The sequence below is a fragment of the Rhodococcus sp. 66b genome, from assembly GCF_002076325.1.
Lineage (GTDB): Bacteria > Actinomycetota > Actinomycetes > Mycobacteriales > Mycobacteriaceae > Rhodococcus_F > Rhodococcus_F erythropolis.
Window position 1 is genome coordinate 361,260 of sequence record NZ_MUZB01000003.1, and the last position, 24,395, is coordinate 385,654.

Annotated in this window: 25 protein-coding genes; 15 read left to right on the plus strand and 10 right to left on the minus strand. The window is 63.2% G+C overall.

What is annotated here, in order from left to right:
• Positions 1-5 precede the first annotated feature (5 nt).
• The 3 genes from B0E55_RS07385 to B0E55_RS07395 are packed head-to-tail and all read right to left on the minus strand — an operon-like array spanning position 6 to position 3,246.
• Positions 6-1,643 carry an acyl-CoA dehydrogenase family protein gene (locus tag B0E55_RS07385; RefSeq protein ID WP_080909383.1) on the minus strand — a complete coding sequence of 546 codons (1,638 nt, stop codon included), beginning with the start codon at positions 1,641-1,643 and terminating at the stop codon, positions 6-8.
• A complete protein-coding gene (locus B0E55_RS07390) occupies positions 1,627-2,250 on the minus strand; it encodes a TetR/AcrR family transcriptional regulator (protein ID WP_080909384.1) in 624 nt (207 codons plus the stop codon). Before B0E55_RS07390 ends, B0E55_RS07385 begins: the two co-directional genes overlap by 17 nt.
• A 54-nt stretch (positions 2,251-2,304) precedes the next feature.
• Positions 2,305-3,246 (minus strand): NAD-dependent epimerase/dehydratase family protein, encoded by a 942-nt coding sequence (locus tag B0E55_RS07395; RefSeq protein WP_080909385.1) that lies wholly within the window; start codon positions 3,244-3,246, stop codon positions 2,305-2,307.
• Positions 3,247-3,380: 134 nt separating this feature from the next.
• Between B0E55_RS07395 and B0E55_RS07400 the strand changes: the two genes are divergently transcribed.
• From B0E55_RS07400 to B0E55_RS07410, 3 genes are read left to right on the plus strand one after another with little or no spacing between them, the layout of a single operon-like run.
• Positions 3,381-4,076: a TetR/AcrR family transcriptional regulator gene (locus B0E55_RS07400; RefSeq protein ID WP_080909386.1), complete on the plus strand. Its 696-nt coding sequence runs from the start codon at positions 3,381-3,383 to the stop codon at positions 4,074-4,076.
• A gap of 53 nt (positions 4,077-4,129) precedes the next feature.
• Positions 4,130-4,735 (plus strand): YqgE/AlgH family protein, encoded by a 606-nt coding sequence (locus B0E55_RS07405; RefSeq protein WP_020909845.1) that lies wholly within the window; start codon positions 4,130-4,132, stop codon positions 4,733-4,735.
• 55 nt (positions 4,736-4,790) lie between these two features.
• Positions 4,791-5,009 carry a hypothetical protein gene (locus tag B0E55_RS07410; RefSeq protein WP_046379710.1) on the plus strand — a complete coding sequence of 73 codons (219 nt, stop codon included), beginning with the start codon at positions 4,791-4,793 and terminating at the stop codon, positions 5,007-5,009.
• Here the strand turns inward: B0E55_RS07410 and B0E55_RS07415 are convergent.
• A complete protein-coding gene (locus B0E55_RS07415; protein ID WP_003942582.1) occupies positions 5,002-5,982 on the minus strand; it encodes a bile acid:sodium symporter family protein in 981 nt (326 codons plus the stop codon). The two genes, B0E55_RS07410 and B0E55_RS07415, sit on opposite strands and share 8 nt — an antisense overlap.
• A gap of 4 nt (positions 5,983-5,986) precedes the next feature.
• Positions 5,987-7,156 (minus strand): MFS transporter, encoded by a 1,170-nt coding sequence (locus tag B0E55_RS07420; RefSeq protein WP_080909387.1) that lies wholly within the window; start codon positions 7,154-7,156, stop codon positions 5,987-5,989.
• A gap of 162 nt (positions 7,157-7,318) precedes the next feature.
• Between B0E55_RS07420 and B0E55_RS07425 the strand changes: the two genes are divergently transcribed.
• Positions 7,319-8,014, plus strand: a complete 696-nt coding sequence (locus B0E55_RS07425; RefSeq protein WP_020909842.1) for a FadR/GntR family transcriptional regulator — start codon at positions 7,319-7,321, stop codon at positions 8,012-8,014.
• On the opposite strand, the gene B0E55_RS07430 is transcribed toward B0E55_RS07425, so the two are convergent.
• The gene (locus B0E55_RS07430) at positions 7,983-8,942 is read right to left on the minus strand and encodes a DUF1648 domain-containing protein (RefSeq protein ID WP_241896028.1); all 960 of its coding nucleotides are present in this window, start codon (positions 8,940-8,942) and stop codon (positions 7,983-7,985) included. The two genes, B0E55_RS07425 and B0E55_RS07430, sit on opposite strands and share 32 nt — an antisense overlap.
• A 5-nt stretch (positions 8,943-8,947) precedes the next feature.
• Positions 8,948-9,442, minus strand: coding sequence for an SdpI family protein (locus B0E55_RS07435; protein ID WP_024487923.1), 495 nt, complete (start codon positions 9,440-9,442; stop codon positions 8,948-8,950).
• Positions 9,443-9,543: 101 nt separating this feature from the next.
• Between B0E55_RS07435 and leuS the strand changes: the two genes are divergently transcribed.
• The 8 genes from leuS to B0E55_RS07475 all read left to right on the plus strand — a co-directional run bounded on the left by leuS (position 9,544) and on the right by B0E55_RS07475 (position 19,225).
• The gene (leuS, locus tag B0E55_RS07440) at positions 9,544-12,390 is read left to right on the plus strand and encodes a leucine--tRNA ligase (RefSeq protein ID WP_080909389.1); all 2,847 of its coding nucleotides are present in this window, start codon (positions 9,544-9,546) and stop codon (positions 12,388-12,390) included.
• Positions 12,391-12,669: 279 nt separating this feature from the next.
• Complete coding sequence (locus tag B0E55_RS07445; RefSeq protein WP_020909838.1) at positions 12,670-14,175, plus strand: MFS transporter; 1,506 nt, start codon at positions 12,670-12,672, stop codon at positions 14,173-14,175.
• Between the two features lie 63 nt (positions 14,176-14,238).
• Positions 14,239-14,919, plus strand: coding sequence for a hypothetical protein (locus B0E55_RS07450; RefSeq protein ID WP_080909390.1), 681 nt, complete (start codon positions 14,239-14,241; stop codon positions 14,917-14,919).
• Positions 14,920-14,984: 65 nt separating this feature from the next.
• Positions 14,985-15,359 (plus strand): nuclear transport factor 2 family protein, encoded by a 375-nt coding sequence (locus B0E55_RS07455; protein ID WP_021332592.1) that lies wholly within the window; start codon positions 14,985-14,987, stop codon positions 15,357-15,359.
• A 1-nt stretch (position 15,360) separates the two neighbouring features.
• Positions 15,361-16,317 (plus strand): alpha/beta fold hydrolase, encoded by a 957-nt coding sequence (locus tag B0E55_RS07460; RefSeq protein ID WP_080909391.1) that lies wholly within the window; start codon positions 15,361-15,363, stop codon positions 16,315-16,317.
• Between the two features lie 33 nt (positions 16,318-16,350).
• A complete protein-coding gene (locus B0E55_RS07465) occupies positions 16,351-17,307 on the plus strand; it encodes an SMP-30/gluconolactonase/LRE family protein (protein WP_020971457.1) in 957 nt (318 codons plus the stop codon).
• A 68-nt stretch (positions 17,308-17,375) separates the two neighbouring features.
• Positions 17,376-18,434: a Dyp-type peroxidase gene (locus tag B0E55_RS07470; RefSeq protein ID WP_044480584.1), complete on the plus strand. Its 1,059-nt coding sequence runs from the start codon at positions 17,376-17,378 to the stop codon at positions 18,432-18,434.
• Positions 18,431-19,225, plus strand: a complete 795-nt coding sequence (locus B0E55_RS07475) for a family 1 encapsulin nanocompartment shell protein (RefSeq protein ID WP_020909834.1) — start codon at positions 18,431-18,433, stop codon at positions 19,223-19,225. The genes B0E55_RS07470 and B0E55_RS07475 overlap by 4 nt, the downstream gene beginning before the upstream one ends.
• On the opposite strand, the gene B0E55_RS07480 is transcribed toward B0E55_RS07475, so the two are convergent.
• The 3 genes from B0E55_RS07480 to B0E55_RS07490 are packed head-to-tail and all read right to left on the minus strand — an operon-like array spanning position 19,214 to position 20,878.
• A complete protein-coding gene (locus tag B0E55_RS07480) occupies positions 19,214-19,540 on the minus strand; it encodes a hypothetical protein (RefSeq protein ID WP_019746170.1) in 327 nt (108 codons plus the stop codon). The two genes, B0E55_RS07475 and B0E55_RS07480, sit on opposite strands and share 12 nt — an antisense overlap.
• Positions 19,537-20,361, minus strand: coding sequence for a DUF692 domain-containing protein (locus B0E55_RS07485; protein ID WP_019746169.1), 825 nt, complete (start codon positions 20,359-20,361; stop codon positions 19,537-19,539). The genes B0E55_RS07480 and B0E55_RS07485 overlap by 4 nt, the downstream gene beginning before the upstream one ends.
• Positions 20,362-20,407: 46 nt before the next feature.
• On the minus strand, positions 20,408-20,878 hold the full coding sequence (locus B0E55_RS07490) for an Lrp/AsnC family transcriptional regulator (RefSeq protein WP_080909436.1): 471 nt from the start codon (positions 20,876-20,878) through the stop codon (positions 20,408-20,410).
• 154 nt (positions 20,879-21,032) lie between these two features.
• Here B0E55_RS07490 and pdhA point away from each other — a divergent pair, with 154 nt between their 5' ends.
• Genes pdhA through B0E55_RS07505 form a run of 3 tightly spaced genes read left to right on the plus strand, consistent with a single transcriptional unit; the run spans position 21,033 to position 24,387 of the window.
• The gene (gene pdhA / locus B0E55_RS07495; RefSeq protein ID WP_080909392.1) at positions 21,033-22,160 is read left to right on the plus strand and encodes a pyruvate dehydrogenase (acetyl-transferring) E1 component subunit alpha; all 1,128 of its coding nucleotides are present in this window, start codon (positions 21,033-21,035) and stop codon (positions 22,158-22,160) included.
• 2 nt (positions 22,161-22,162) lie between these two features.
• Complete coding sequence (locus B0E55_RS07500) at positions 22,163-23,167, plus strand: alpha-ketoacid dehydrogenase subunit beta (protein WP_080909393.1); 1,005 nt, start codon at positions 22,163-22,165, stop codon at positions 23,165-23,167.
• Positions 23,164-24,387, plus strand: a complete 1,224-nt coding sequence (locus B0E55_RS07505) for a dihydrolipoamide acetyltransferase family protein (protein WP_080909394.1) — start codon at positions 23,164-23,166, stop codon at positions 24,385-24,387. The genes B0E55_RS07500 and B0E55_RS07505 overlap by 4 nt, the downstream gene beginning before the upstream one ends.
• The last annotated feature ends 8 nt before the right edge of the window (positions 24,388-24,395 follow it).

Consider the following 24,395-nt stretch of genomic DNA (forward strand, 5'->3'; position numbering starts at 1 on the left):
GTGGGTCAGGCGCCGATTTTGACGGTGGCCCGCTCGAGGATCGGCGCGATGTCGATCCCCCTCGGCAGGGTTCCGAACACGCTCCCCCAGCTATTTCCGAGCCGACTCGCGCAGAACGCGTCCGCCACCGCGGGGTGCCCGTAGCGGAGCAGCAGCGAGGCTTGCAGTGCGAGTGCCATGTCACCGACGATCTTTCGCGCCCGGTATTCGATGTCGTCGAAATCGCCGAATGCCGCCTCGAGATCCCGCACTGCCTGATCGAAGCGGGCGTCCACGCCACTCGCTTGTTTCAGTTCGTCGAAGAACACCTGCAGCGTTTCGGGTTGCTTCGCCATCGCCCGCAGTGTGTCGAGCGCCGCGACGTTGCCCGACCCTTCCCACACCGAGAGCAGCGGAGCCTCGCGATAGAGGCGCGGCATCCGGGATTCCTCCACGTATCCGTTTCCGCCCAGACACTCGAGTGCCTCGGCAGCGTGGATCGGTCCGCGCTTGCAGACGAAGTACTTGCTCACGGCCAATGAAATGCGTCGTAGTGCGCCCGCGTGGGCATCGCCCGACGTTGCGCGGTCGGTCAGCGCGGCCAGCCACATCGCGACGGTAGTCGACGCTTCCGATTCCACCGCCAGATCTGCGAGAACATTGCGCATCAAAGGTTGGTCGATCAGGTTGGCGCCGAACGCACTTCGATGATTCGCATGGTGAACTGCCTGCAGCGTGCCGACGCGCATGCCGGTGGCCGTGCCGATCGTGCAGTCCAACCTGGTCATGTTGACCATCTCGATGATGGTGCGCACGCCCCGGCCTTCCTCGCCCACCATCCACGCGAGAGCGTCGCGGTATTCGACCTCGCTGCTCGCGTTGGAATGATTTCCCAACTTGTCCTTCAGACGCTGCAGGTACATGTTGTTGAGCGAGCCGTCTGGCAGGACCCGAGGAAGGAAGAAGCACGACAGACCGCCCGGCGCCTGGGCGAGGACGAGGAACACGTCCGACATCGGTGCGGAGGTGAACCACTTGTGGCCTGTCAGGAGATAGCTACCGTCGGATTGTGGCACTGCCCTTGTGGTTCCGGCACGCACGTCCGAACCGCCCTGTTTTTCCGTCATCGACATTCCGGCGATCAATCCGGGTTTGGTGAGGGGAGCTTTCAGCGCCGAATCGTAGTGGCGGGTGGTCAGGAGGGGTTCGTACTGAGCGGCAAGATCCGCGTTGTGCCGCAGCGCTGGGATCACGGCGTACGTCATGGAGATGGGGCAGCCGTGGCCGGCGTCGGTTTGACCCCACACGGCCATCTTCGCGGCGCGGACGAGGTGTGCGTGTGGATTCGGGTCAGCCCACGGAGCGCCGTGCAGTCCCAATTCCACTGCGGTGCTCATGAGTCGGTGATAGGCAGGGTCGTAGCGGACCTCGTCGATGCGGTTGCCGTAGCGGTCGTGGGTTCTCAGGACAGGTGGGTGCTCCTCGGCCAGGTCGCCCCACTCCTGAGCTTGCGCGCTGCCGGCGCGGACCCCGACGCGATGAACCTCTTCGGCTGCGTCCGAAGCTCCCTCGCGGTGTAGTGCCTCGAGGATCGGCGCGTATTCGGCTGCGTCGTAATCGATCAGGGGCGGAACCTGATTGGTGACTTCATGCGTGGGTGTCATCGAAACTCCCTAACGATCGAAGGGTGAAGGCGAGGATGGCGTCGATCGCAGTGGGATCCGTGGTGCCGCCGCGCAGCGGAAGGATCAGGGCCTCGCCGATTGCCCCGACGATGCACGCTGCCGTCAGAGTGGCGTCCTGCGACGGTATCTCACCGGTGTCGACTGCCGAGCGGATTGCGGTGGCCAGGCAATCGCGGAACGATTCGCGAAACATGAGTCGCTGTTCGTCGACGAGTGGATCCACCGGTTCCACCAGCAGTGCATAGGCGAGAACCGGTGCACGCATGGCACGTTCGGCGAAGGTGCGAACCGACGCCGATACCGCGGAGCGGTGGTTGCCTTCCAGACTTCGGGCATTGTCTCCGGCGTCCCGGGCCGCGGATACCTCACGGCTGCAGACTGATTGGAACACTTCGGCGAACAGTTCACCCTTGCCGTCGAAATGTCGATACAGCGTCCCGGTGGCGACGCCGGCGTTCTTGGCCACCGCGGCGATGGAACACCCCGCATAACCGTGGGTTGCCACTGCCGTCGTGGCCGCGTCGAGCAGTCGGGCGCGTTGGGCGTCCAGTCTTTCTTGTACTGCCGGAGTGCGGCGATAGGCCATGTGAAGAAGTGAACACCCGTTCCGTTCTTGCGTCAAGAGCCCCCACCTGCAGGTTCAGGCAGCAGTGGTGCGAGCCTGTTCCGCGCGCCACCACGCGACGGTCTCTTCGGCGGCCCGATCGAGCGGCGTCGGCGAGAGTCCGAGCAGCACTTCGCTGGCGCTCGAGTCCATGACAAACGGCTTGGTGAACTGGTAGTTCATCTCCGCGAGTTCGCGGCTGTCGGTGTTGATCTTGCCGACGGCGTCGAGCACCCAGGCGGGCAGGACACCCACCTTGGCGGGGGTCGCCCCGGCGGCTCGAGCGAAGGCCTCGGCGATCTTGCGCTGAGTGAGCGCGGGGCCGGTGGGTGCGTGGATGACGGAGTTCCAGAGTTCGGGGTTGTGTGCTGCTGCGATCATCGCCGCCGCGAGATCGGGGATGTAGGTGAAGGAGTGCGGCTGGTCTGTGGAACCGATGACACGAATCTTCTTACCTGCCATGACCTTCGGAACCATGCGCTCGCCGGCGTGGGCGGTGCGGACGCGGGGGCCGAAGAAGTCCGAGGCCACGACGCTGACGGTGGGTGTTGCGGAGGCCTCGCGGGCACGCAGCAGCGCGGTGCGCACTCCGCGCTTGCCGCCGGTGGCGTTGCGTGGATCGGATTCGGTCATCAGGGTGTCGGAGTTGTAGGCGTAGAGGCTTTCGGGGAAGACCACGACGGCTCCGATGGATGCGGCTGCGTCGAGCACAACCTTCTCGGCCGCCGGGAGTTCCCGCTCCCAATCGGCTGCGTTGTAGGCGGCGTGGATGCAGTGGTAGATGGCCGTGGCGCCCTCGCTGACCGAGCGCAGGGCCTCGGAATCCGAGACGTCGACGCGTCGGCGGTCGATCAGCGGGTGCTCGGGCCCGCTGCCGGACCTGGTCAGGAGCCGGACGTTGATTCCCTGCTCGGCGAGCTGTAGCGCGACGGCGGATCCGACGGGTCCTGCTCCGGTGACGATTTCGAGGTTCGACATGGTGTGCTCCTTCTCGTTTCGGGTGAACTGAGAGCACTGCTCTCGTTTTTAAGAATGCACCCGCGCCTCAGCGCTGTCAAGAGCAGTGCTCTCTTTTGTTGATACTGCTCTCGGTCATGGGGCAAGATGGACTCATGGTTGGGACTCCCCGAGAGCGGGCGCGCGAACAGACGCTGCAGGACATCACCCGGATCGGGCGCGAGCATCTTGCTGCCGTCGGCGCCGCCGCGTTGTCCTTGAGGGCCGTCGCGCGTGATCTGGGAGTCGTGTCCTCAGCGGTGTACCGCTACGTCGCCAGTCGCGACGAACTGCTGACCTTGCTGGTGGTGGACGGGTACACGGAACTGGGCGCGGAAGTGGACTCCGCCGTGAATGCCGTTGCAGCAGAAGATTTTCGCGGACAGTTCATTGCTCTCGGACGTGCCGTCCGGAGTTGGGCGATCCGGGAGCCGGCTCGATACGGTCTGCTGTTCGGCAGCCCCGTCCCCGGTTACGACGCTCCGGGCGAGCAGACCACCGGCCCTGGCACCCTCGTCGTGACCCGGCTGATCGGGATCATCGACGCCGCCCATCGCGCGGGTGCACTCACGGTGCGAGAGGGCCCGGACCTGAGTGACACGCTGGCAACGGACCTCGAGGGAGTGCGGAAAGAACTGGGCACCGACCTGCCGCCGGATGCCGCGGTGCGCGCAACTCTCGTCTGGGTATCGCTGTTCGGTTCGGTGAACTTCGAGGTGTTCGGGCAGTACGGAAGCGATACGTTCACCGATGCGAGTGAGATTTTCGAGCGGCATGTGGCACTACTTGCCGATGTGGCGGGTCTGACCTGAACACGCCTGTGTCTCGTTCCTCCGCACGCAGTTGTCGGTGAGATGATGTCTTTGTGGCGCACGCAGAAGAACCCGAGGATCGAATGGCCTGGATAGAACCGGAGGTTCGTCCGGGCAGTTTGTTGGTGTCGTCGACCGATCTCACGGAACCTGCATTTCGCCGCACCGTCATCTACATGATCGAGCACAACGACGCCGGGAGCCTTGGTGTCATCGTCAATCGGCCGAGTGAGACGGCCGTGCAGAACGTGTTGCCGCAGTGGTCACCGCTGACCGCGCATCCTTCGGCCCTGTACATCGGTGGACCCGTCAAGCGTGACTCCGCGCTCTGCCTGGGTATCGCTCGCAACGGTGCACGAATCGACGGCGTCGCCGGCCTGCGGCGGGTGGACGGCAAAGTTGTCATGGTGGATCTGGACTCGGACCCGGAGGTCATCGCTCCTCTGGTCGAAGGGATCCGCATTTTTGCCGGTTACTCGGGTTGGACTCTGGGCCAGCTGGATTCGGAGCTCGAACGTGAAGACTGGATGGTGATCAGCTCACTGCCGTCCGATGTGCTGACGCCGCCCCGAGTCGATGTCTGGGCACGGGTGCTACGACGCCAACCGCTCCCCGTGGCAATGCTGGCCAGCCATCCCATCGAAGTGGAACGAAACTGATCTGTCGGAGGTCGATGATATTCCTGTGTCATCGTTTTCGAGAGAGGTGGCAGCAATGATCGCTGAGCGTCAGATCCAGTGCGCGGATTGTGTTTCGGATGTCGATCACTGCCACGATTCTTTGCTGCGACATGCGGACGGATCACTCGAATGCACCGGCGTGAACTGCGTCGACCTGGCATCGAGTCGCCATGCGTTGTCCATCGATTGTGCTGAACTGCAGGGCGGTTGTGGCTGCGTCGAGGCGACCCGAGACGAGTTGCTCGCTAGCTGACGCTCACCGGATCCCGATTCGCGAAGCGTTGCGCCATCGCAGCACAGACGATCAGTTGGATCTGATGGAAGATCATCAGCGGCAACACGATCAGGCCGACGGGCTGGCCCGCGAACAGTACAGCCGCCATCGGTAGGCCTGTCGCCAAGGACTTCTTCGACCCGCAGAAGATGATGACGATCTGATCGGGAAGGTCGAACCCGAGCTTGCGCCCCGCGAGAGTGGTCACGCCGAGAACCAGCGCGAGGATCAGGCAGCACACGATTGTGAGGATCACGATCTGCCAGATCGTGATGGTGCTCCAGATCCCCTCTTTCATGCTCTCGCTGAAGGCGGCGAAGACAACGAGGAGGATCGATCCGCGATCGACGTACTTGGTGGGCTCGGCATACTTCTGCAGCCATCCGATCACCAGCGGGCGGATCAGCTGGCCCACGATGAACGGGATCAGCAGCTGCACGACGATGTCGAGGATCGACGAGAAGTCGACCGTCGCCTGGCCCGTTGTATTCATCAGCAGAACCACCAGCAACGGGGTGACGAAGACGCCGATCAGGTTGGAGAACGACGCACTGACAATCGCGCCGGCGACGTTTCCCTTGGCAATCGAAGTGAACGCGATCGACGACTGAACCGTCGACGGAACGAGGCACATGTAGAGGATGCCGGTGTAGAGCTCGTCGCTGATCAGGGTCGGCGACAGGAATCGCAGCGCAAGGCCGATGAGCGGGAAGAGCACAAACGTCGCGGCAAGGACGACAGTGTGCAGTCGCCAGTGCTTGACGCCCTTCCACGCTTCCTGCGGCGAGAGCCGTGCGCCGTAGAGCAGGAACAGGAAGCCGATGGCGATCTTGGTGGCCCAGTTCAGAATGCTCTCCGCGGTACCCGATACCGGGAACACACTTCCGAGCACGCCGGCGATGATGATGCCGAGGATGAACCCGTCGATGTAGAACCTACTGAGAAACTTCACCTGGCTAAGGATAACGGCGTGCGTCGACGGGCTCTCGAGCCCCACGAAGGTTGAAGCCCATCACGGCCAGGCACAGCAGCGTCCCGACGATCGACAGTTCGATGATGGCCGTCTGCATTCCCTGGATGGTGATGGCGATACCCGCGATGATCGACGGGATCGCCAGTCCCGCGTAGCTGACGGTGAAGAATGCCGCCAGGACTCCGCCGTGGCTCTCGCGGGCGTGGATTCGGGCGGCGGCGTTGACGCGTTTCATGCCGCCGGCAAACGCCAGACCGTGCCCGGCGCCGACCACCACGGTGATGACGCCCAGCAGCGCAAGGCTGGGGACGAGGTCGACCACGAGTAGGCCGATCATTCCTAGAGCGAGGATTCCCAGGCCGGCGGTGACGGACGTCCGCGGGTCCATACGACTCCCGCCGAGCTGCGCGATCACCGAGCAGATCATGACCAGTGCAGCTGCTCCGCCGCCGAGTAGGAGGTTGTCGATGTTCAGCAGGCTGGTCATCCACGACGGGACCACCGACTGGAAGAGTCCGACTGCGCCCCACGACAGCGCGACGGCGAGCGAGCTGAGCCAGAACGTCTCTCGGATGGTGGCGGGAACATGCGGCATCTGGAAGAACCGCTTCGGGCGTGTGATGTCCCCGATCCGCGGCAGTAGCAGCAACACGATCAGTGCCGGGATGAACGCGACGAGGAAGATCAGATACGGCAACCGCAGCGGTTGCGGAAGGTACTCGGCGATCGCACCGGACACGAGTGGTCCGAGTGCACCGCCTAACGCGCCCGTCACCGTCGATACGAGCGCTGCCCGTCGATGATCGAACTTCGGTTCCTGCTCGACCAACGCGGCGCTGCCCGCCGCACTGGCCGCGCCCACCGCGATTCCCTGAGCAACGCGTCCGACGAACAACCACACCGTCGCGTCGGCGAATGCCAGAACGAGCGTGCCGACGACGCTCAGCGCGAGTGCAGTCAGAAGCACGGTGCGTCGGCCGAGGGCGTCGGACAGCGGTCCGAAGAACAGCAACGCCGGAACGAGGCCGGCGACGTAGACGCCGTAGATGAGCGTCTGGATGGTTGGCGTGAATCCGAACTCGGTCCGGTACAGCCCGTAGACGGAGGTGGGCATGTTCGCGCCCAGAAGGATCACGGTGAGGACGTAGCCCACGCCGTAGAAGTGTCGATTGGTGCGGCGTGTGCGTTCTTCGGTGGCGACAACTGTGGCGGACGTGGGAAGCCCCTCCTGATGACAGAGTTCGAAAATACATGGGTCGTCCTACGTATCGTAGGTGAGTGGAATGATCGTCGCGAATGCTGTGAGGATGAGTAGATGACCGTTGTTCGCAAGGAGTCCGCGTACGAGCAATCCCTCGATTGGATGCGCGCGCAGATCTCCGACGGCGCCTGGACCGTCGGGAACCGTGTTCCCACCGAGCCGGAACTGATGAGTGTTCTCGGCGTCGGCCGGAACACCGTGCGCGAAGCGATCAAGACACTGACGTCGACGGGAGTCCTGGAGATCCGTCGTGGATCAGGGACCTTCGTTCGGGCACGGACCGACATCGGCGGACTGCTCGGCAAACACGCGTCCGTCGACGAGATGAAATACGTCTTCGAAGTGCGTCGTGCGCTCGAGATGGAAGCGGTCCGGTTGGCGTGTGAGCGTCGCAGCGACGACGACGTTCGGATACTTCGTGAGCTGGCCGCCAAGCGTGACGTGCCGGCCGAGAACTTCGTCGACGTCGATCTTGCGTTTCACATTGCCGTCGTCGATGCCGCTCACAATCCGGTTCTGACCGATCTGTTTGCCGGAATCCTCGAAACGGTCCGCGCCACCTACGAGGTGACCGAAGGCGTTCATCCGCCGTCGCTGACGTCTTCGCATCATCAGGGAGTTGCCGAAGCCATTGCCGAACGCGATGTCACCAAAGCCAGGGCGGCGGCATGCGGGTATCTCGAGAAGACTCAGGAAGCGATCGGTTCAGGTTCGGCGGTTACCGAGTCCGGGCGTCGGCCAATCGGTTGAGGGACCCGGCGATGTCTTCGGCCTTCGGTGTCGTGATCGTGAGGCGGTCGCCACCGGCCAACGTGACGACCACCGCTGGCCCGGTGCGGGTGACGACGCCGTAGTTACGACGACCCTTGGTCTTGAGTCCCCAGCCGCCGAAGTCCGCGAACGGTTTGATCTCCGCGACGTCGGCTCCGACAACTTCGTCGATGCCGTAGGTCATCGCAGCCATCCCCATGTTGATGACCCGAATTTCCCGTTCGTCGACGATCACCCGGAAGCGAACCAGGCTGACGACGAGCAGTCCGAGTGCCCCGAAGATGAACAGCGGCCAGAGTGACCGGGTCGCCAACGCCATGATGACTCCGGGCGCCAGAGTGATCGCAGTGAGTATCACCGAGCCTTTGGTGCTGAATCCGACGTCGTCGGAGATGGGGAGAGGGCAGCTGCTTCGCGGCAACCCGGCCGAGGGTTCGATCGTGGCAAGAGTGCGGACGCGGTAGTCACGCAGGAACGAGGCGCCGATCCACCCCAGCACCCCGCCGACTGCAAAGCCGACACCGATAGACCACAGCGGGAGTGACGTCGTGGACGGATCGGCGACATCGAGTTGGGTGTAGAGCAAAGCGAAGTTCACTGTCGTGATGAGCCCGACCACGCTCAGCCCGACAACCAGCATGAAGCGACGCATCATCAACATCGCGGGAGCAAGAGCAGCAATCGCGCTGAGACCGCCACCGAAGAGCAGTGTCAAAAGTGCAATGGTCCATGCGTTGGCCGACGGGGTGGAGAAGCCGTCCGGCGAGGTGGTGGTCCAGTGAGTCGCGATCTGTTCCGGGAGGCGAGGCTCCCACATTTTTGTCAGGACGAAGCCGAAGACCGCACACAACAGCGGAACCACTAGTCCGAATACGACCCCGGCCGGGTCGACCACGCGATGTTTCACGTGAATCAATGAGCCGGCTGGCAAGCATCCTTGAGCGCGCAGGCACCGCAGGAAGCGGTACCGCAAGCGGCAGCGTTCGCCTTGGCCTCGGGGGTCTCCGCCACCGGCTCGTCTGCGGCAGGCTCGGAGTGGCCGCCGCAGTTGCAGTCGTTACCGCATCCGCTCTGCTGTGGGAGCGCGGCGGCCGCGCGGGTGCCGATGCCTCCACCGAAACCGGCAGTGAGGACGGCGACGACGACGGCGATGATCGCGACCGCGACGCCGAAGACTCCGCCGATGGTCAGTGCTGCGACTCCGCCGATGACCAACATTCCAGCGGCCGCGAGCATGGTCGGACCGGCCACCTTGTTGGCGAGGGCGAACGACTCCTCGCTCCGCAGGGAATCCTCGGTGCGGACACCGGCCCAGCGGTTGCGCGGGAGTTTGCCGATCAGTCCGGCGACACCAACTCCACCGACGGCGACAGCGAGCACGAATAGCACCACAGCGACAACGATCACCCATACAGGATAGGCGCGAGTGGAGTTGATGGTATGCCCGGGTCGCACAGGCTCTACCCTGGTTATCGGTATTTCCGTCAGCCAAGTAGATAGCGACCACAGTGACCGAGTCTCCGCAGTCCCCCGATTCACCAGCCGACGCAACTCCGCAGCACCGCTACACCGCGGAGCTCGCCGGCCAGATCGAGCAGCACTGGCAGGACCGCTGGAGTGAGGACGGCACGTTCAACGCGCCTAATCCGGTCGGTCCGCTCTCCTCGCCCGACGGTGTTCCCGCCGACAAGCTCTTCGTTCAGGACATGTTCCCGTACCCCTCGGGTTCGGGCCTGCACGTCGGTCACCCGCTCGGATACATCGCTACGGACGTCTTCGCACGCTTCCATCGCATGCAGGGGCGCAATGTCCTGCACACCCTCGGCTACGATGCCTTCGGTCTCCCGGCCGAGCAGTACGCCGTGCAGACGGGTACCCACCCGCGGACGACCACCGAGTCCAACATCGCCAACATGAAGCGCCAGCTGCGACGCCTGGGTCTGGGGCACGACGAGCGTCGTAGCCTCGCGACGACGGACGTCGACTTCTACCACTGGACGCAGTGGATCTTCCTGCAGATCCACGGCGCCTGGTACGACAAGGCTGCCGGCAAGGCCCGTCGCATCTCCGAGCTGGAAGCCGAGTTCGATTCCGGTGAGCGCGCTCTGGAAGACGGACGCGAGTGGGCGTCGCTGACAGTCGCCGAGAAGGCAAAGGTCGTCGACTCGTACCGCCTTGTCTACCAGTCGGATTCGATGGTCAACTGGTGCCCCGGTTTGGGCACCGTGCTGGCCAACGAGGAAGTCACCGCCGACGGTCGTAGTGACCGCGGAAACTTCCCCGTGTTCCGTAAGCACCTCCAGCAGTGGATGATGCGCATCACCGCGTACTCCGATCGCCTGGTCGACGATCTCGAGTACCTGGATTGGCCGGACAAGGTCAAGGCGATGCAGCGCAACTGGATCGGACGCTCCTACGGCGCCGAAGTTACCTTTGCCGCAGGCCGATACGGCGTCGATGTGTTCACGACGCGCCCCGACACGCTGTTCGGCGCCACCTATGTGACGCTGGCTCCTGAGCACGACTTGGTGGACAAGCTCGTCGCGGACGAGTGGCCCGACGGTGTCGACGCACGCTGGACTGGCGGTGCCACGACTCCGGCGGAAGCTGTTGCTGCATACCGCAAGTCGATTGCCGCCAAGACCGACCTGGAGCGTCAGGAAAACAAGGAGAAGACGGGCGTCTTCCTCGGTTCCTACGCCGTCAATCCGGTCAACGGCCACAAGGTCCCGATCTTCATCGCCGACTACGTGCTGACCGGCTACGGCACCGGCGCGATCATGGCAGTTCCGGGACACGATCACCGTGACTGGGAGTTCGCGAACGCGTTCGGACTGGAAATTCTCGAAGTTATTGCCGGTGGCGATGTTTCGGAGGCTGCGTACTCCGGTGACGGCCCGCTGGTGAACTCCGACTACCTCGACGGTTTGGACGTAGCCGAGGCCAAGGCGACCGTCATCAGCCGCCTCGAGGAGAGCGGGCAGGGCAAGGGCACTATCCAGTACAAGCTGCGCGACTGGCTCTTCGCGCGTCAGCGTTACTGGGGCGAGCCTTTCCCGATCGTCTACGACGCGGACGGCAACGCACACGCCCTGCCGGATTCGGCTCTGCCCGTGGTGCTTCCGGAGGTCGAGGACTACGCACCGGTGTCCTTCGATCCGGACGACGCCAACTCCGAGCCCTCTCCCCCGCTGAACAAGGCGACCGACTGGGTCAACGTCGAGCTCGATCTCGGCGACGGTCTGCAGACCTACCACCGCGACACCAACGTCATGCCGCAGTGGGCAGGTAGCTCGTGGTACCAGCTGCGCTACATCGATCCCACCAACCAGGACGCCTTCTGCGATCCGCAGAACGAGGCGTACTGGACGGGTCCGCGTCCGGAACTGCACGGCCCCAACGATCCCGGTGGAGTCGACCTGTACGTCGGCGGCGTCGAGCATGCGGTGCTGCATCTGCTGTACTCGCGCTTCTGGCACAAGGTTCTGTTCGACCTGGGCTACGTGTCCTCGAGCGAGCCGTACCGTCGCCTGTACAACCAGGGCTACATCCAGGCATTCGCGTACACCGATGCCCGCGGCGTCTACGTGCCGGCAGATGAGGTCGTCGAGCGTGACGGCAAGTTCTTCTTCGAGGGCGCCGAGGTCAACCGCGAGTACGGCAAGATGGGCAAGAGCCTCAAGAATGCCGTTGCGCCGGACGAGATCTGCGCCGAGTTCGGTGCAGACACCTTGCGTGTGTACGAGATGTCGATGGGTCCGCTGGACACCTCGCGTCCGTGGGCGACCAAGGACGTCGTCGGTGCTGCTCGATTCCTGCAGCGAGTGTGGCGCGTCGTCATCGACGAGGAGACCGGCAAGCCCCGTGTCACCGACGAAGCGCCCGGTGAGGAAACGCTGCGTGCGCTCAACAAGGCGATTTCCGGTGTCATCGAGGATTACACCGCGCTGCGCGACAACACGGCCGCTGCGAAGCTGATCGAGTACAACAACCACCTCACCAAGGCCTTCCCGGGTGGCGCGCCTCGTGCTGCCGTCGAGCCGTTGGTGTTGATGCTCGCTCCCCTGGCGCCGCACCTCGCGGAAGAGCTGTGGTCGCGTCTTGGACACGCGGAATCTCTTGCACACGGCCCCTTCCCCGCTGTCGAGGAGAAGTGGCTTGTCGAGGACACCGTCGAGTACCCGATCCAGGTCAACGGCAAGGTTCGTAGCCGCATCAGCGTGCCGGCGGATGCCGATCGCAAGGCTGTCGAGGAGATCGCCCTGGCCGACGAGAAGATCGTCGCTCTGCTCGAGGGCAACGCACCGCGCAAGGTGATCGTTGTGCCGGGCAAGATGGTGAACATAGTTCTGTAGGCGCTTCGCGCACGTGCGCCGTTTCGGTAGTTACCGCTACCGAAACGGCGCACAGTCGTATCTGGGGCTGTATCCGGGGTGCCAATCAGTCGTTGTCCTGATTGTCCCGCTCCGCGGAACATTCTGTAGCGCGCGTTCGACGCGAGGGCTGTGATGCAGGTAACACGTTGCCGAGAACGGTAGCTGTCGTTCCACTGCACTTCCCCGCAAGGCCCCGGCCGACGGTATTCGGCAGGGGGTCAATCGAATTCGCAGGTGTCCCGAAAGGATTCTTCAGCCATGGCGTCTCATGTCCACAGCGACGGTTCGTCTCCCAGTCTGCCCGAATCGACGTCGATACCGGAGCGGTGGACTCCGCGACTGGTGTTCTCGCTGGCGTCGATCGTTCTTCTTCTCGAAATGCTCGCGGTGAGCTACATGATGATTTCCACTGCGCTGCCCGCCATCTCGGTGCATTATCAAACGACGCAGGGAGCTTGGCTGCTCACGTCGTTCCTGCTGCTGGGGGCGGTCGCGTCTCCGCTGCTCGGCAAGCTCGCGGATATGTACGGCAAGCGAAAAGTCCTGCTCTTTGCGGTCGCCGGCGCAGCGGTCGGATCCTTCATTTCGGCGATTGCGCCGAGCTATGCCGTCTTGATTCTGGGCCGGTCCCTGACTGGTCTGCTCGTTCCCTGCCTCTTCCTGAGCTACTCCCTCATTCGAGATGTCTTTCCGCCGAAAACCGTTGCGCTGGCTGTCAGTATTGCAACCTCCGGCATGGGCCTGATCGCTATTCCGGCGCCGTTCCTCACCGGTTGGTTGATCGACAACCACGGGTTCCGGAGCATCTTCTGGTTCTTCGTCATCGGTTTGGTTCTGCTCGGCGTCATGATCTTCGCTTCGACGTCGGAATCAGCTGTGCGACTGCGCTCTTCGCTGGATCTGATCGGTGCAGTACTGCTCGGATCGGGCATCGCCGGAATTCTGATCGGCGTCAGCTTCGGACCGACCTGGGGCTGGAAGAACGGCTCGACACTGGCCTATCTGATCGGTGGCGTCGCACTGCTGGCGGCTTGGGTTGCCTCTGCCCGAGCCATCCGTGAGCCCTTGATCGACCTGCGCTACTTCGGCAAGCGTTCGGTGATGCTCACCGCCGTCGGTGCCGGGTTCTGCTACGGCGCGTCGGGAGTCTTCACGATTTTGCTGCCGATGATGGTGATGACGCCAGCAGTTCTCGGCCTGGGATACGGATTCGGCGTGACAGCAGAGGGATTCGCGATCTTCCAGGCGCCCCTTGGTGGCATGGTGGTGGTCGGCGGCTTGATCGTGGGCTTCCTGGTCGGCCGCAACATTCGACCCCGTCTGCTGATGATCATCGGAATGATACTCATGGCAGTCGGATTCACCTTGACGGCCACCATTCACGACAACAAGCCGCTGCTCATCATCTTTGCCGGAATCTTCGGTGTCGGAATGGGTATGGGTTACGCCTCCATTCCGAACCTGCTCATCGAGGCAGTGCCGCCGCAGTTGCAGGCAACCACGGCGAGCATGGTTGCGGTCTTCCAGAGCATCTTCCCCGCAGTGCTTCCCGTCATCGCCTTCACGGTCTTGAACTCGCACATCGCGATGGCGATGGAGGGCGCTGTGTTCTACACCGACGAGGGCATGCGTATCGCGTTCCTGATCGGTGCTGCTGCAGCAGTTCTCGGTGCGATAGCAGCCGTGTTCCTGCCGCGAAACATCGTCCAGATCGGCGCAGAAGACGGCGCGGCGCAGGAGACGTCCCTTCTCCCTGCTCACTGATCGGAAATGCTGCGCGTGTAGATCCGGGCTGACAGGATTGGGTGTACTGAGGAAAGGACGCCCATGACATTCGCGGATCTGGACGGCGATGAACTGTGGAGTTATCTGCAGGAGCGTTCAGGATTGCCCGGCCCGCGCGCGAACCTCGCGCTCATGCTCGAGTTCGCGCGCGGCGCCGATAACGAGGACATCCTGCGGGCGGTGGAGTCCGAAGACGAATACATCCGCTGTTGTGGGATCGTCGGGCTCGGATTCATTCTCGTTCGTTCACGCGACGAGGCTGTTCTGGACAGCCTGACGGAGGCAACCACCAGTGCGTCGTGGCGTGCACGTGAAGCTGCCGCGATGGCCGTTCAAGCGATAGGCGACACGGATCCGGAATTGTTCCGGGCGATCATCGAGCAGTGGGCACGCTCGGCCCATCCTTTGACGCTGCGCGCAGCGGCTGCCGGGATCTGCGAGCCACGGTTGCTGAAGGACAAGACCAACGCTGTGTTGGCCGTCCGGGTGTGCCGAGACGCTACCGAGTGGATCGTCTCGCAACCAGCTGATTCCCGTCGTGAAGCCGACACACGTACTCTCCGGCAGGCGCTCGGATACTGCTGGAGCGTCGCGGCCGCGGCTGATCCGGAGAACGCCTTGCCGGCATTCGTCTCCCTGGGGGCGTCGGACGACGCCGATGTCGTCTGGATCGTCCGGGAGAACCGGAAGAAGGCTCGCTTGCGCAAGGTGCTCGAAACCTGACTCGCGGACGGGAGACGTAGGTTATCCTCAGAATTAGAACCTGTTCTAACTACGAGGGGTAGACCATGGCACCGTCCGCAGAGGTAATCCGCAAGACCGTCGACGCCTACATCGAGACAGTTGCCACGGGCACTGCCGCCCAGGTTGTGGCCCTGTATGCCGAGGGTGCAACCGTTGAAGACCCGGTTGGTACCGACGTGCGCACCACCCGCGAGTCCATTCTTGAGTTCTACTCCGTGATCGAGAATTTCGACCAGGAAGCTCACCTTCAGACCCTCCGCATCGCCGGAAACGAAGCGGCATTCCACTTCTCGCTGATCACCAAGCTCGGCGAGCAGACCCTGACCATCGCACCCATCGACGTCATGACCTTCGACGACGAGGGAAAGATCCTGTCGATGCGTGCATTCTGGAACCAGGAAGACATGATCACCGCCTGACATGACGGTCAAGACGATCGATGTCGACGGATTCCGTTGGCAGATTGACGATTCCGGTTCTGGGACAGCTGTGGTTATGTGTCACGGCTTTCCCGGCCTCGGGCACAGCTATCGGCATCAGTCGGCAGCGTTGACGGAAGCGGGTTTTCGGGCGATCGCACTCGACATGCCCGGTTACGGCGGCACTACCCGCCCCGAAGCGGTCGAGGACTACACCAACGATGCCGTCGCGAACCGGCTGATCGACCTACTCGACGCTCTCGGAATCGACAAAGCGGTGGTCGTCGGCCACGATTTCGGCGCGCCCGTCGCGTGGACCACCGCTCTGCGCCATCCCGATCGTGTTGCGGGGCTTGTCTCGTTGGCGGTCCCCTATGCGCCCGACAGGTTTCCCGCAAAACCCTCGACCATCTACGCCGCGATGGCGCGCAAGCATTTTCTGCACATTCACTATTTCCAGGAACCGGGTGTCGCGGAGCGCGAACTCGACGCCCGTCCACGTGAGTTCCTTCAACGGCTTTTCCATGCCCTCTCCGGGGCTTACCGGTACCTCGACGTCTGGAAGAACCCGGCCGAAGGAAACGGCTACCTCGACGTACTGCCCGAGGCGCCTGCATTGCCGTGGTCGTGGCTCACCGAGGACGATCTGGATGTTTATGTAAAGACCTTTACTGCAACGGGTTTCACAGGTGGTTTGAACTGGTACCGGGCGTACGACGCCAATTGGGAACGCAGTGCGGATTTGGACGGCGCGCACGTGAACGTCCCGACGCTCTTCGTCGCGGGCGCCGAGGATCCGGTCATCGCGATGAGCGGCCCCAAGGCATTGGACCGCATGAAGGACACCGTCCCCGACCTGCGGGGTGTGCACCTTCTCGGCGGCGCGGGGCACTTCGTACAGCAGGAACGTGCTTCCGAGGTCAATGAACTTTTGATCTCTTTCCTTCGGTCGCTCTAGGCGAAATCGGGCCGAAGGTCTAGCGTTGCGCAGATGCGCACCAGGATCTTCGATCGCGGTATTCGGGTAGGTATCACCGGTGCTCTTGTTGCCGGTTCGCTTCTGGCTCTGGGTGTGTCCGGTGCCGCGGCCGCGCCGCCCTGCCCTGGATCGTCCCCCGCAATCCTCAGCGCCCAGATTCCGGGCGCAGCCCTCGAGGGTGTCACCGTGGACGGGCAGGGTCGCCTGTACACGACAGACCTGGTGAGTGGTCGAATCTTCCGCGTCGACGCGCCTGGTCAGGCCGCAGTTCCGATCGCGACGGTTCCCGGCGGTGCGGGCGCACTCGCGTGGAGCCCGGACGGTTCACTGCTGGTGGGAACCGGAGCAAACGCCGGCGTGCTGATCGGCGATCTGACGCGTGCTGCGTCGGTCGCGCGGGTGGACGTGAACTCGGGTGCCGTGACGCCGATCGCCGGTGGTCTGAGCGCTGCAAACGGCCTCGCCGTCGCGCACGACGGAACGATCTATGCCACCAACGATTTCGGTTCGTTGATCGGTAAGGTCAGTCCAGGCGGTGCCGTCGACCCGGCGTGGGCGACTTTCCCGAGTGCGAACGGCGCAGCCCTGAGCGCTGATAATCGCTGGCTCTACGTCTCGCGCACGTTCGCAAACCCGGGTGTCAGCCGCATCTCCGTCGACAATCCAGGGTATTCGGAATCGTTGGTCGATCTCGGCGGTCTCGAAACCTTCTCTGCTCCAGATGGTTTGACCCTGGACTCGCGAGATCGCGCAATCGTTCCCACGGACATCAGTGGTGAGGTGTGGCGGATCGACGGACCCGGCCAGTACTGCTCGCTCACCAGCGGACTGCAGGCGTCGAGTGTGTTGACCTATGGGCGCGGCAATTCCGGATTCGCGAGCGGGCATCTCTACCGCGCTGGGTTCGACGGAAAGATCTTCGAGATTCCGGCTGGCTTCGATGCGGGTGCCCAGGCCGCGACACCGTAACGCGACACCTTCACTCGTCTTACCCACTACTGATGCCGGGACTGCCGGAATCGTCCATACTGGTCTGCATGGCGGAAACGAGTGAGATCGACGAGGCCGAAGTGGCCCTTCCCGCGATACCGCAGCCGTTGCTGACCCCGCTCACCGAAGCTGCGATCTTCCTGGTTTTCACCATCGACGAGGGTGGTGAGCAGGCAGTTCACGACGTTCTGGCCGATATTTCCGGACTGCAACGCTCGATCGGTTTCCGGGTTCCCGCCGGTGGCTTGGCCGCCGTCGTCGGCATCGGTTCGGATGCGTGGGACCGTCTGTTCGAGGGTCCACGGCCGGCAGAATTGCATCCTTTTGTCGAGTTGACCGGTGACAAACACCACGCTCCCCGCACACCGGGCGATCTGTTGTTCCACATCCGGGCCCGTCAGATGGACCTGTGCTTCGAGTTCGCCACGGTTGTGACCAACAGGTTGGCCGGCGCCGCGTCGGTGATCGACGAGGTCCACGGGTTCAAGTACTTCGAACAACGCGACCTCATGGGTTTTGTCGACGGCACCGAGAACCCGTCCGGGCAGGCCGCATACGTCGCGGTCACCGTCGGTGACGAGGATCCGGACTTCGCAGGCAGCAGTTACGTCATCGTCCAGAAGTACCTCCACGACATGTCGGAGTGGAACTCACTGCCCGTCGAGGAGCAGGAGAACGTCATCGGACGCTCCAAGCTCGAAGATCTCGAGATGGACGACGACACGAAACCGGCCAACTCGCACACCGCGCTCACCGTCATCGAAGACGAATCCGGTGAGCAGATCCAGATTCTGCGCGACAACATGCCGTTCGGCCACGTCGGCTCCGCTGAAATGGGAACCTACTTCATCGGTTACTCGGCGTCGCCGACGGTCACCGAGCAGATGCTGACCAACATGTTCATCGGGAATCCCGTCGGCAACTACGACCGCATTCTCGATTTCTCGACCGCCGTCACCGGAATCAATTTCTTCGTTCCGACGGCGGACTTTCTCGACGATCCCCCGGACGCGCCGACCAGGCTCGTTCCCGAAGCGACGTTCACAGCGCCCATCTCTGACGGTTCTCTCGGAATCGGCAGCCTCAAAAGGAGTGCCCAGCAATGACAAACCTGCACCGCGACCTAGCACCCATTTCGGCAGCAGCCTGGGCCGAGATCGAAGAAGAGGCGAGCCGTACCTTCAAGCGCCACGTCGCCGGTCGTCGTGTGGTGGACGTGGAGGGCCCGTCAGGTGACGATCTTGCGGCCATCCCGCTCGGACATCAGGTGCCGATCAATCCCTTGGCCGACGGCGTCATCGCACACGCTCGTCAGTCGCAGCCGGTCATCGAACTGCGGGTCCCGTTCACCGTCAGCCGTCAGGCCATCGACGACGTCGAACGCGGCGCCAAGGACTCCGACTGGCAGCCGGTCAAGGATGCCGCCAAGCAGATCGCGTTCGCCGAGGACCGCGCCATCTTCGAGGGATACCCCGCAGCCAGCATCACCGGCGTGCGGGCGAGCGGTTCCAACCCGGAATTGAAGCTCCCCATCGACGCCAAGGACTACCCGGAGGCCATCAGCCAGGCGATCACGTCGCTGCGCCTGGCCGGTGTCAACGGACCGTACTCATTGCTCCTGAACGCCGACGCGTTCACCGCGATCAACGAGACCTCCGATCACGGCTACCCCATCCGCGAGCACCTGCGACGCGTTCTCGACGGCGAGATCATCTGGGCCCCGGCCATCGACGGCGCTTTCCTGCTGTCGACGCGTGGTGGTGACTACGAACTGCATCTGGGCCAGGACCTGTCCATCGGTTACCTCTCGCACGATGCGAACTCCGTCGAGCTGTACTTCCAGGAATCGATGACGTTCCTCATGTACACCAGCGAAGCCGTTGTCTCACTTGCGTAAGAGCCTTCGAAACCTCTGATGCCAGGGCGAGCGAGGCAGTTCGCCGATGTCCTGGAGGTGGGCGACAAAAGCCTGGGCGTCCGCGTGGGAAGACGTCTTCGGCCGTCCGTCGGCCCACGCTGTGAACAACCGAAGATAGCGATCGCCGAGAGTGTGGCGCACGACCGGAAGGTGGTGCGCCACTTCTCCTGCGCGCTTTCGGAGCAGTGCCGTCGAGACAACGGCAGCATCGTCTTTGTCGAAGCCTTCGGGTAGTTCGCCACCCGCCACCAGAGCGCGAATAAGCGCTTCTTGACGCTCACCGAGCGTGCTCATGTGCGTGACCAATCGGTGCCCGCGGTGATGCGATCCAGACCCGCTGCGTCGGCGATGGCATCGAGCTCGTCGAGCAATTCCAGTGCCGGCGGATAGTTTCCGTCGCGCTCGAGCATGATCGCGGGATGGTGACCGGCGGCGGTGAACTGCGCAAGGAGTTCCAGCACGGCTTCGGGCACAGGATCGGTATGCGTGTCGTGGTATTTGCCGTCGCTGATGCTGCCACCGGCGATGTGGCAGTATGCGATTCGCTCGAGTGGTAGCCGGCTCAGCTCGGCCCAGGGATCACGCCCTCGGTTGAGGGCATTGGCATAGACGTTCGCGATGTCGAGAACCAGCAGAGCCCCGGTGCGGTCGACGATCTCCGAGAGAAACTCCCCTTCGGTCAACTCGTCGTCGGGCCAGTCGAAAAGGGCGGCAACGTTTTCGACGGCAAACGGCACCGGTAGACCGTCCTGAGTCCGGGTGATGTTGCGTACCAAGGCGTCGACGGCTTCGTAGGTGCGTGGTAGTGGGAGCAGGTGCCCGGCCTCGATGCCGCCCGCCCGCACGAATGCGATGTGCTCGCTCGCCAAGGGGGCGTCCAGTAGCTGGGCTGTATGCGCAAGGTGATCGACCCGAGCCTGATCTACCGCCTCGGCCCCGCCAAGGGAGAGCGAGATTCCGTGCGGGATCACCGGAACTCCCAGCGAACCGAGGTGCGGCGGTATCTCGGTTCCGATGGATTCGGCAATGACTTCGCAGAATGCCAGGCCGTCTAGCTGCGCGATGATTCCGGATACCTCGGGACGCCAACCGATTCCCAGGCCGTACAGGGTCATTCGAGTCACCTCCCGTGTGCAACTGCTAACGGCGACTATAGACGGATCAGCCGGGCAACCAGTTGGGTCCCGGACCGTTGCCTTCTTCGAAGATCAGCCACGTTTTGGTCGAGAGAACCCCGTCGAGTCCCTGGAGTTCTTCGAGAACGGTGTGGCGTAGTTCCTGGTTGTCCGGGGCTCGAACCAGCACCAGAACGTCGAAGTCGCCGCCGAGGAGGGAGAAGTGCTCGACAAACGGCAGTGCCTTCAACGACGCAGCCAGACCTCGCCACGAGTGCTGCCTGATCGAGAGCGCCACGTACGCCGAGGAGCCGAGTCCGGCCTTCTCATGGGCGATCCGCGTCGTGAATCCGGTGATGATTCCGGCGTCCTCGAGCCTTTCGATGCGGACGTAGGCGTGAGCGCGAGATATGTGCGCCTTCTCGGCCAGTGCACGCATGGAGGTGCGACTGTCTGCGACCAGTTCGGCGATGATGCGGCGGTCGATCGCATCGAGAGCGTGCGGTTCGGTGGCCATCTGTCCATTCCTGCTTCGGTAGTCGAGTCGGTTGATGGACATATTGCTGCCCGAATCCTCATGATAGGCCGTTTGTCTTGAATTTTCGACGCCTTCTGCCATTACGTCGCCGAAGTGCGAATACTGATGGACACAACGTCTTCTGGAGGTAGAAGTGACTCTTGTCGAGCCCTTGGGGGAACTGCGGTATCAAAAGTTCCTGCCGGCCGATTCCGCAGTGCAGTACCTCGACCCTGCGGGAGAACTGACGCGCAGCGAGGCCCGCTACGCAAAACCGAGCGACGATCGCCTGATCGAGATGTATCGAAAGATGTTCCTGGGCAGACGCTTCGACCAGCAGGCGACGGCGCTGACCAAACAGGGGCGCCTGGCCGTGTATCCGTCCTCGCGAGGGCAGGAGGCATGTCAGATCGCGGTAGCGATGAGTCTGGAGCCGAGTGACTGGCTCTTCCCCACCTATCGGGATTCGATGGCGTTGACCGCCCGGGGTGTCGATCCGGTGCAGATTCTGAGCATGCTTGCCGGTGACTGGCATTGCGGGTACGACCCGGTAGCGCTGCGCAGTGCGCCGCAGTGCACCCCGCTGGCAACGCAATTGCTGCATGCAGCGGGGGTGGCCTACGGGGAGTCCCGACGGGGCCTGAACACCGTCGCGCTCGCGCTCTGCGGTGACGGGGCCACCAGTGAGGGTGATTTCCACGAAGCGCTGAACTTCGCCGCCGTCTTCAAGGCGCCGGTCGTCTTTCTGGTGCAGAACAACGGATTTGCGATCAGCGTCCCGTTGTCACGTCAAAGCGCAGCACCGACGTTGGCGCACAAGGGCGTCGGCTACGGGATCGGCAGCGAGCAGGTCGACGGCAACGATCCTGTTGCGATGATGGCCGTCATGGACGAGGCGGCGCGCTTCGTCCGCAGCGGAAACGGACCGGTGATCGTCGAGGCACACACCTATCGCATCGACGCACACACCAATGCCGACGACGCCTCCCGCTACCGCGACAGTGCCGAGGTGGAAAGCTGGCTCGGGCGAGATCCGTTGCCGCGTCTCGAAAAGTATCTGCGCGCACACGATCTGATCGACGACGCGTTCGTGGAATCACTGACCGCAGAGGCAGAAGCCGAGGCCGCCACACTTCGCGCCGGCATGAACGTCGACCGCCCGCACGATCCGCTCGATCTGTTCCGGTACGTCTTCGCCGAGCAGACACCGCAATTGCGTGAGCAACAAGCCCAACTCGAAACCGAACTTGCCGCCGAAGCCGCTGACACAGGGGGACACTGACCATGCCCATGCTCACGATGGCTCAGGCCCTCAACACCGCGCTACGTGACTCTCTGGCTGCGGACGACAACGTTATCGTCTTCGGTGAGGACGTCGGCACCCTGGGCGGCGTTTTCCGCGTCACCGACGGCCTCACCCGCGACTTCGGCGACGACCGATGCTTCGACACTCCCCTCGCCGAGTCCGGCATCATCGGATTCGCAATCGGCATGGCCATGGCCGGTTTTCGTCCGGTCGTGGAAATGCAGTTCGACGCGTTTGCCTATCCGGCATTCGAGCAGATCGCCTCCCACGTCGCAAAGATCCGCAACCGCACCAAGGGTGCACTGTCGATTCCGATAGTCATCCGTGTTCCTTTTGCCGGCGGTATCGGCGGGGTGGAGCATCACTGTGATTCCAGCGAGGGCTACTACGCGCACACCCCCGGCCTGAAGGTCGTGGCGCCATCCACGGTGGAAGATGCGTACTCACTGCTACGTTCGGCGATCGAGGACCCCGACCCGGTGATCTTCCTCGAACCCAAGAAGCTGTATTTCTCCCGTGCAGATGTCGAACTGACCGCACGTGAGCCGATCGGGTGCGCCGTCGTCCGGCGCCCCGGTCGTGACGCGACGCTCGTTGTCTACGGTCCGTCCGTGGAGGTTGCACTGAAGTCCGCCGAGGCCGCTGCGGCCGAGGGCCGCGACATCGAGGTGATCGACATCCGCTCGATAGTTCCGTTCGACGACGAGACGGTCACCGCGTCGGTGCGAAAGACCGGACGCTGCATCGTCATCCAAGAAGCGCAGGGCTTTGCCGGTGTTGCTGCGGAAATTGCTGCTCGCGTGCAGGAGCGATGCTTCCACCATCTCCACGCTCCGGTGCTCAGGGTCAGCGGATTCGACATCCCCTACCCCGCGCCGAAGCTCGAGCGTCACCACCTGCCCAGCGTCGACCGGGTCCTGGACGCCGTCGACCGTCTGCAGTGGAACGACGCCCCGGACACCCGTTGGGCGGTGACGGCATGAGCAATCAGGTATTCATGCTCCCCGACCTGGGTGAAGGTCTGGCCGAGGCCGATATTGCGGAGTGGCACGTCAAGGTCGGCGACGTGGTCACCATCGATCAGATCGTCGTCGAGGTCGAGACTGCGAAAGCTGCTGTGGACGTGCCTATCCCGTTCGCCGGGACCGTCGTCGAATTACATGGCAAGGACGGCGACACCTTGAAGGTGGGCACGCCGTTGATCACTGTGAGTGGTGGCGAGAGTGTCGACGCGGTCGTTTCGGCCAACCACGAGCGTTACCGTGAAGAGGAACGCGCGGGTTCGGGCAATGTCCTGATCGGCTACGGCACCAGCGAGGATGCACCGAGACGCCGACGTCGGACTCCTTCGGCGGTACGCGTGATCTCACCAATCGTTCGTAAACTGGCCTTTGACAACGATATCGACCTCTCCTTGCTCTCCGGATCCGGTGCCGGCGGGGTGATAACGCGCGCTGACGTCGAGGCCGGGTCGAGCACCGGCCCGGAGACGGAAACGTCGCACGTGAGCGACCAACGCATCCCGATCAAGGGGCTTCGCAAGGTGGTGGCCGACAAGCTGTCCACCAGCCGCCGTGAGATCCCTGACGCGACAACCTGGGTCGACGTCGACGCCACCGAACTGTTGGCGGCGCGAGCCGAGATCAACAAGTCACTGCCCGATTCCGACAAGATCAGCCTGATGGCGCTCCTGGCTCGGCTGACCATCGCGGCGTTGGCGCAGTACCCCGAACTGAACTCGTCGGTCGATACTGCTCGAGGCGAGATCGTTCGACACGCCCGCATCCACCTGGGAATTGCCGCACAGACACCGAAGGGATTGATGGTACCGGTCATTCGAAATGCGGACGCCCTGAGCACCGTCGAACTCGCACAAGCACTTCGGGTGACCACCGACCTTGCGCGCGACGGCAAACTCGAACCCGCCCGCCTGACCGGCGGCACGTTCACGCTCAACAACTACGGGGTATTCGGGGTTGACGGATCGACTCCGATCATCAATCACCCCGAGGCGGCAATTCTGGGGATCGGGCGCATCATCGACAAGCCGTGGGTGGTGAACGGCGAGTTGACCGTCCGTAAGGTCACTCAGATCTCGTTGAGCTTCGACCACCGCGTCTGTGACGGAGGCGAAGCCGGCGGATTCCTGAGGCTGTTCGGTGACTACATCGAGAACCCGATCCGCGTCCTGGGAAGGCTCTGATGACCAAG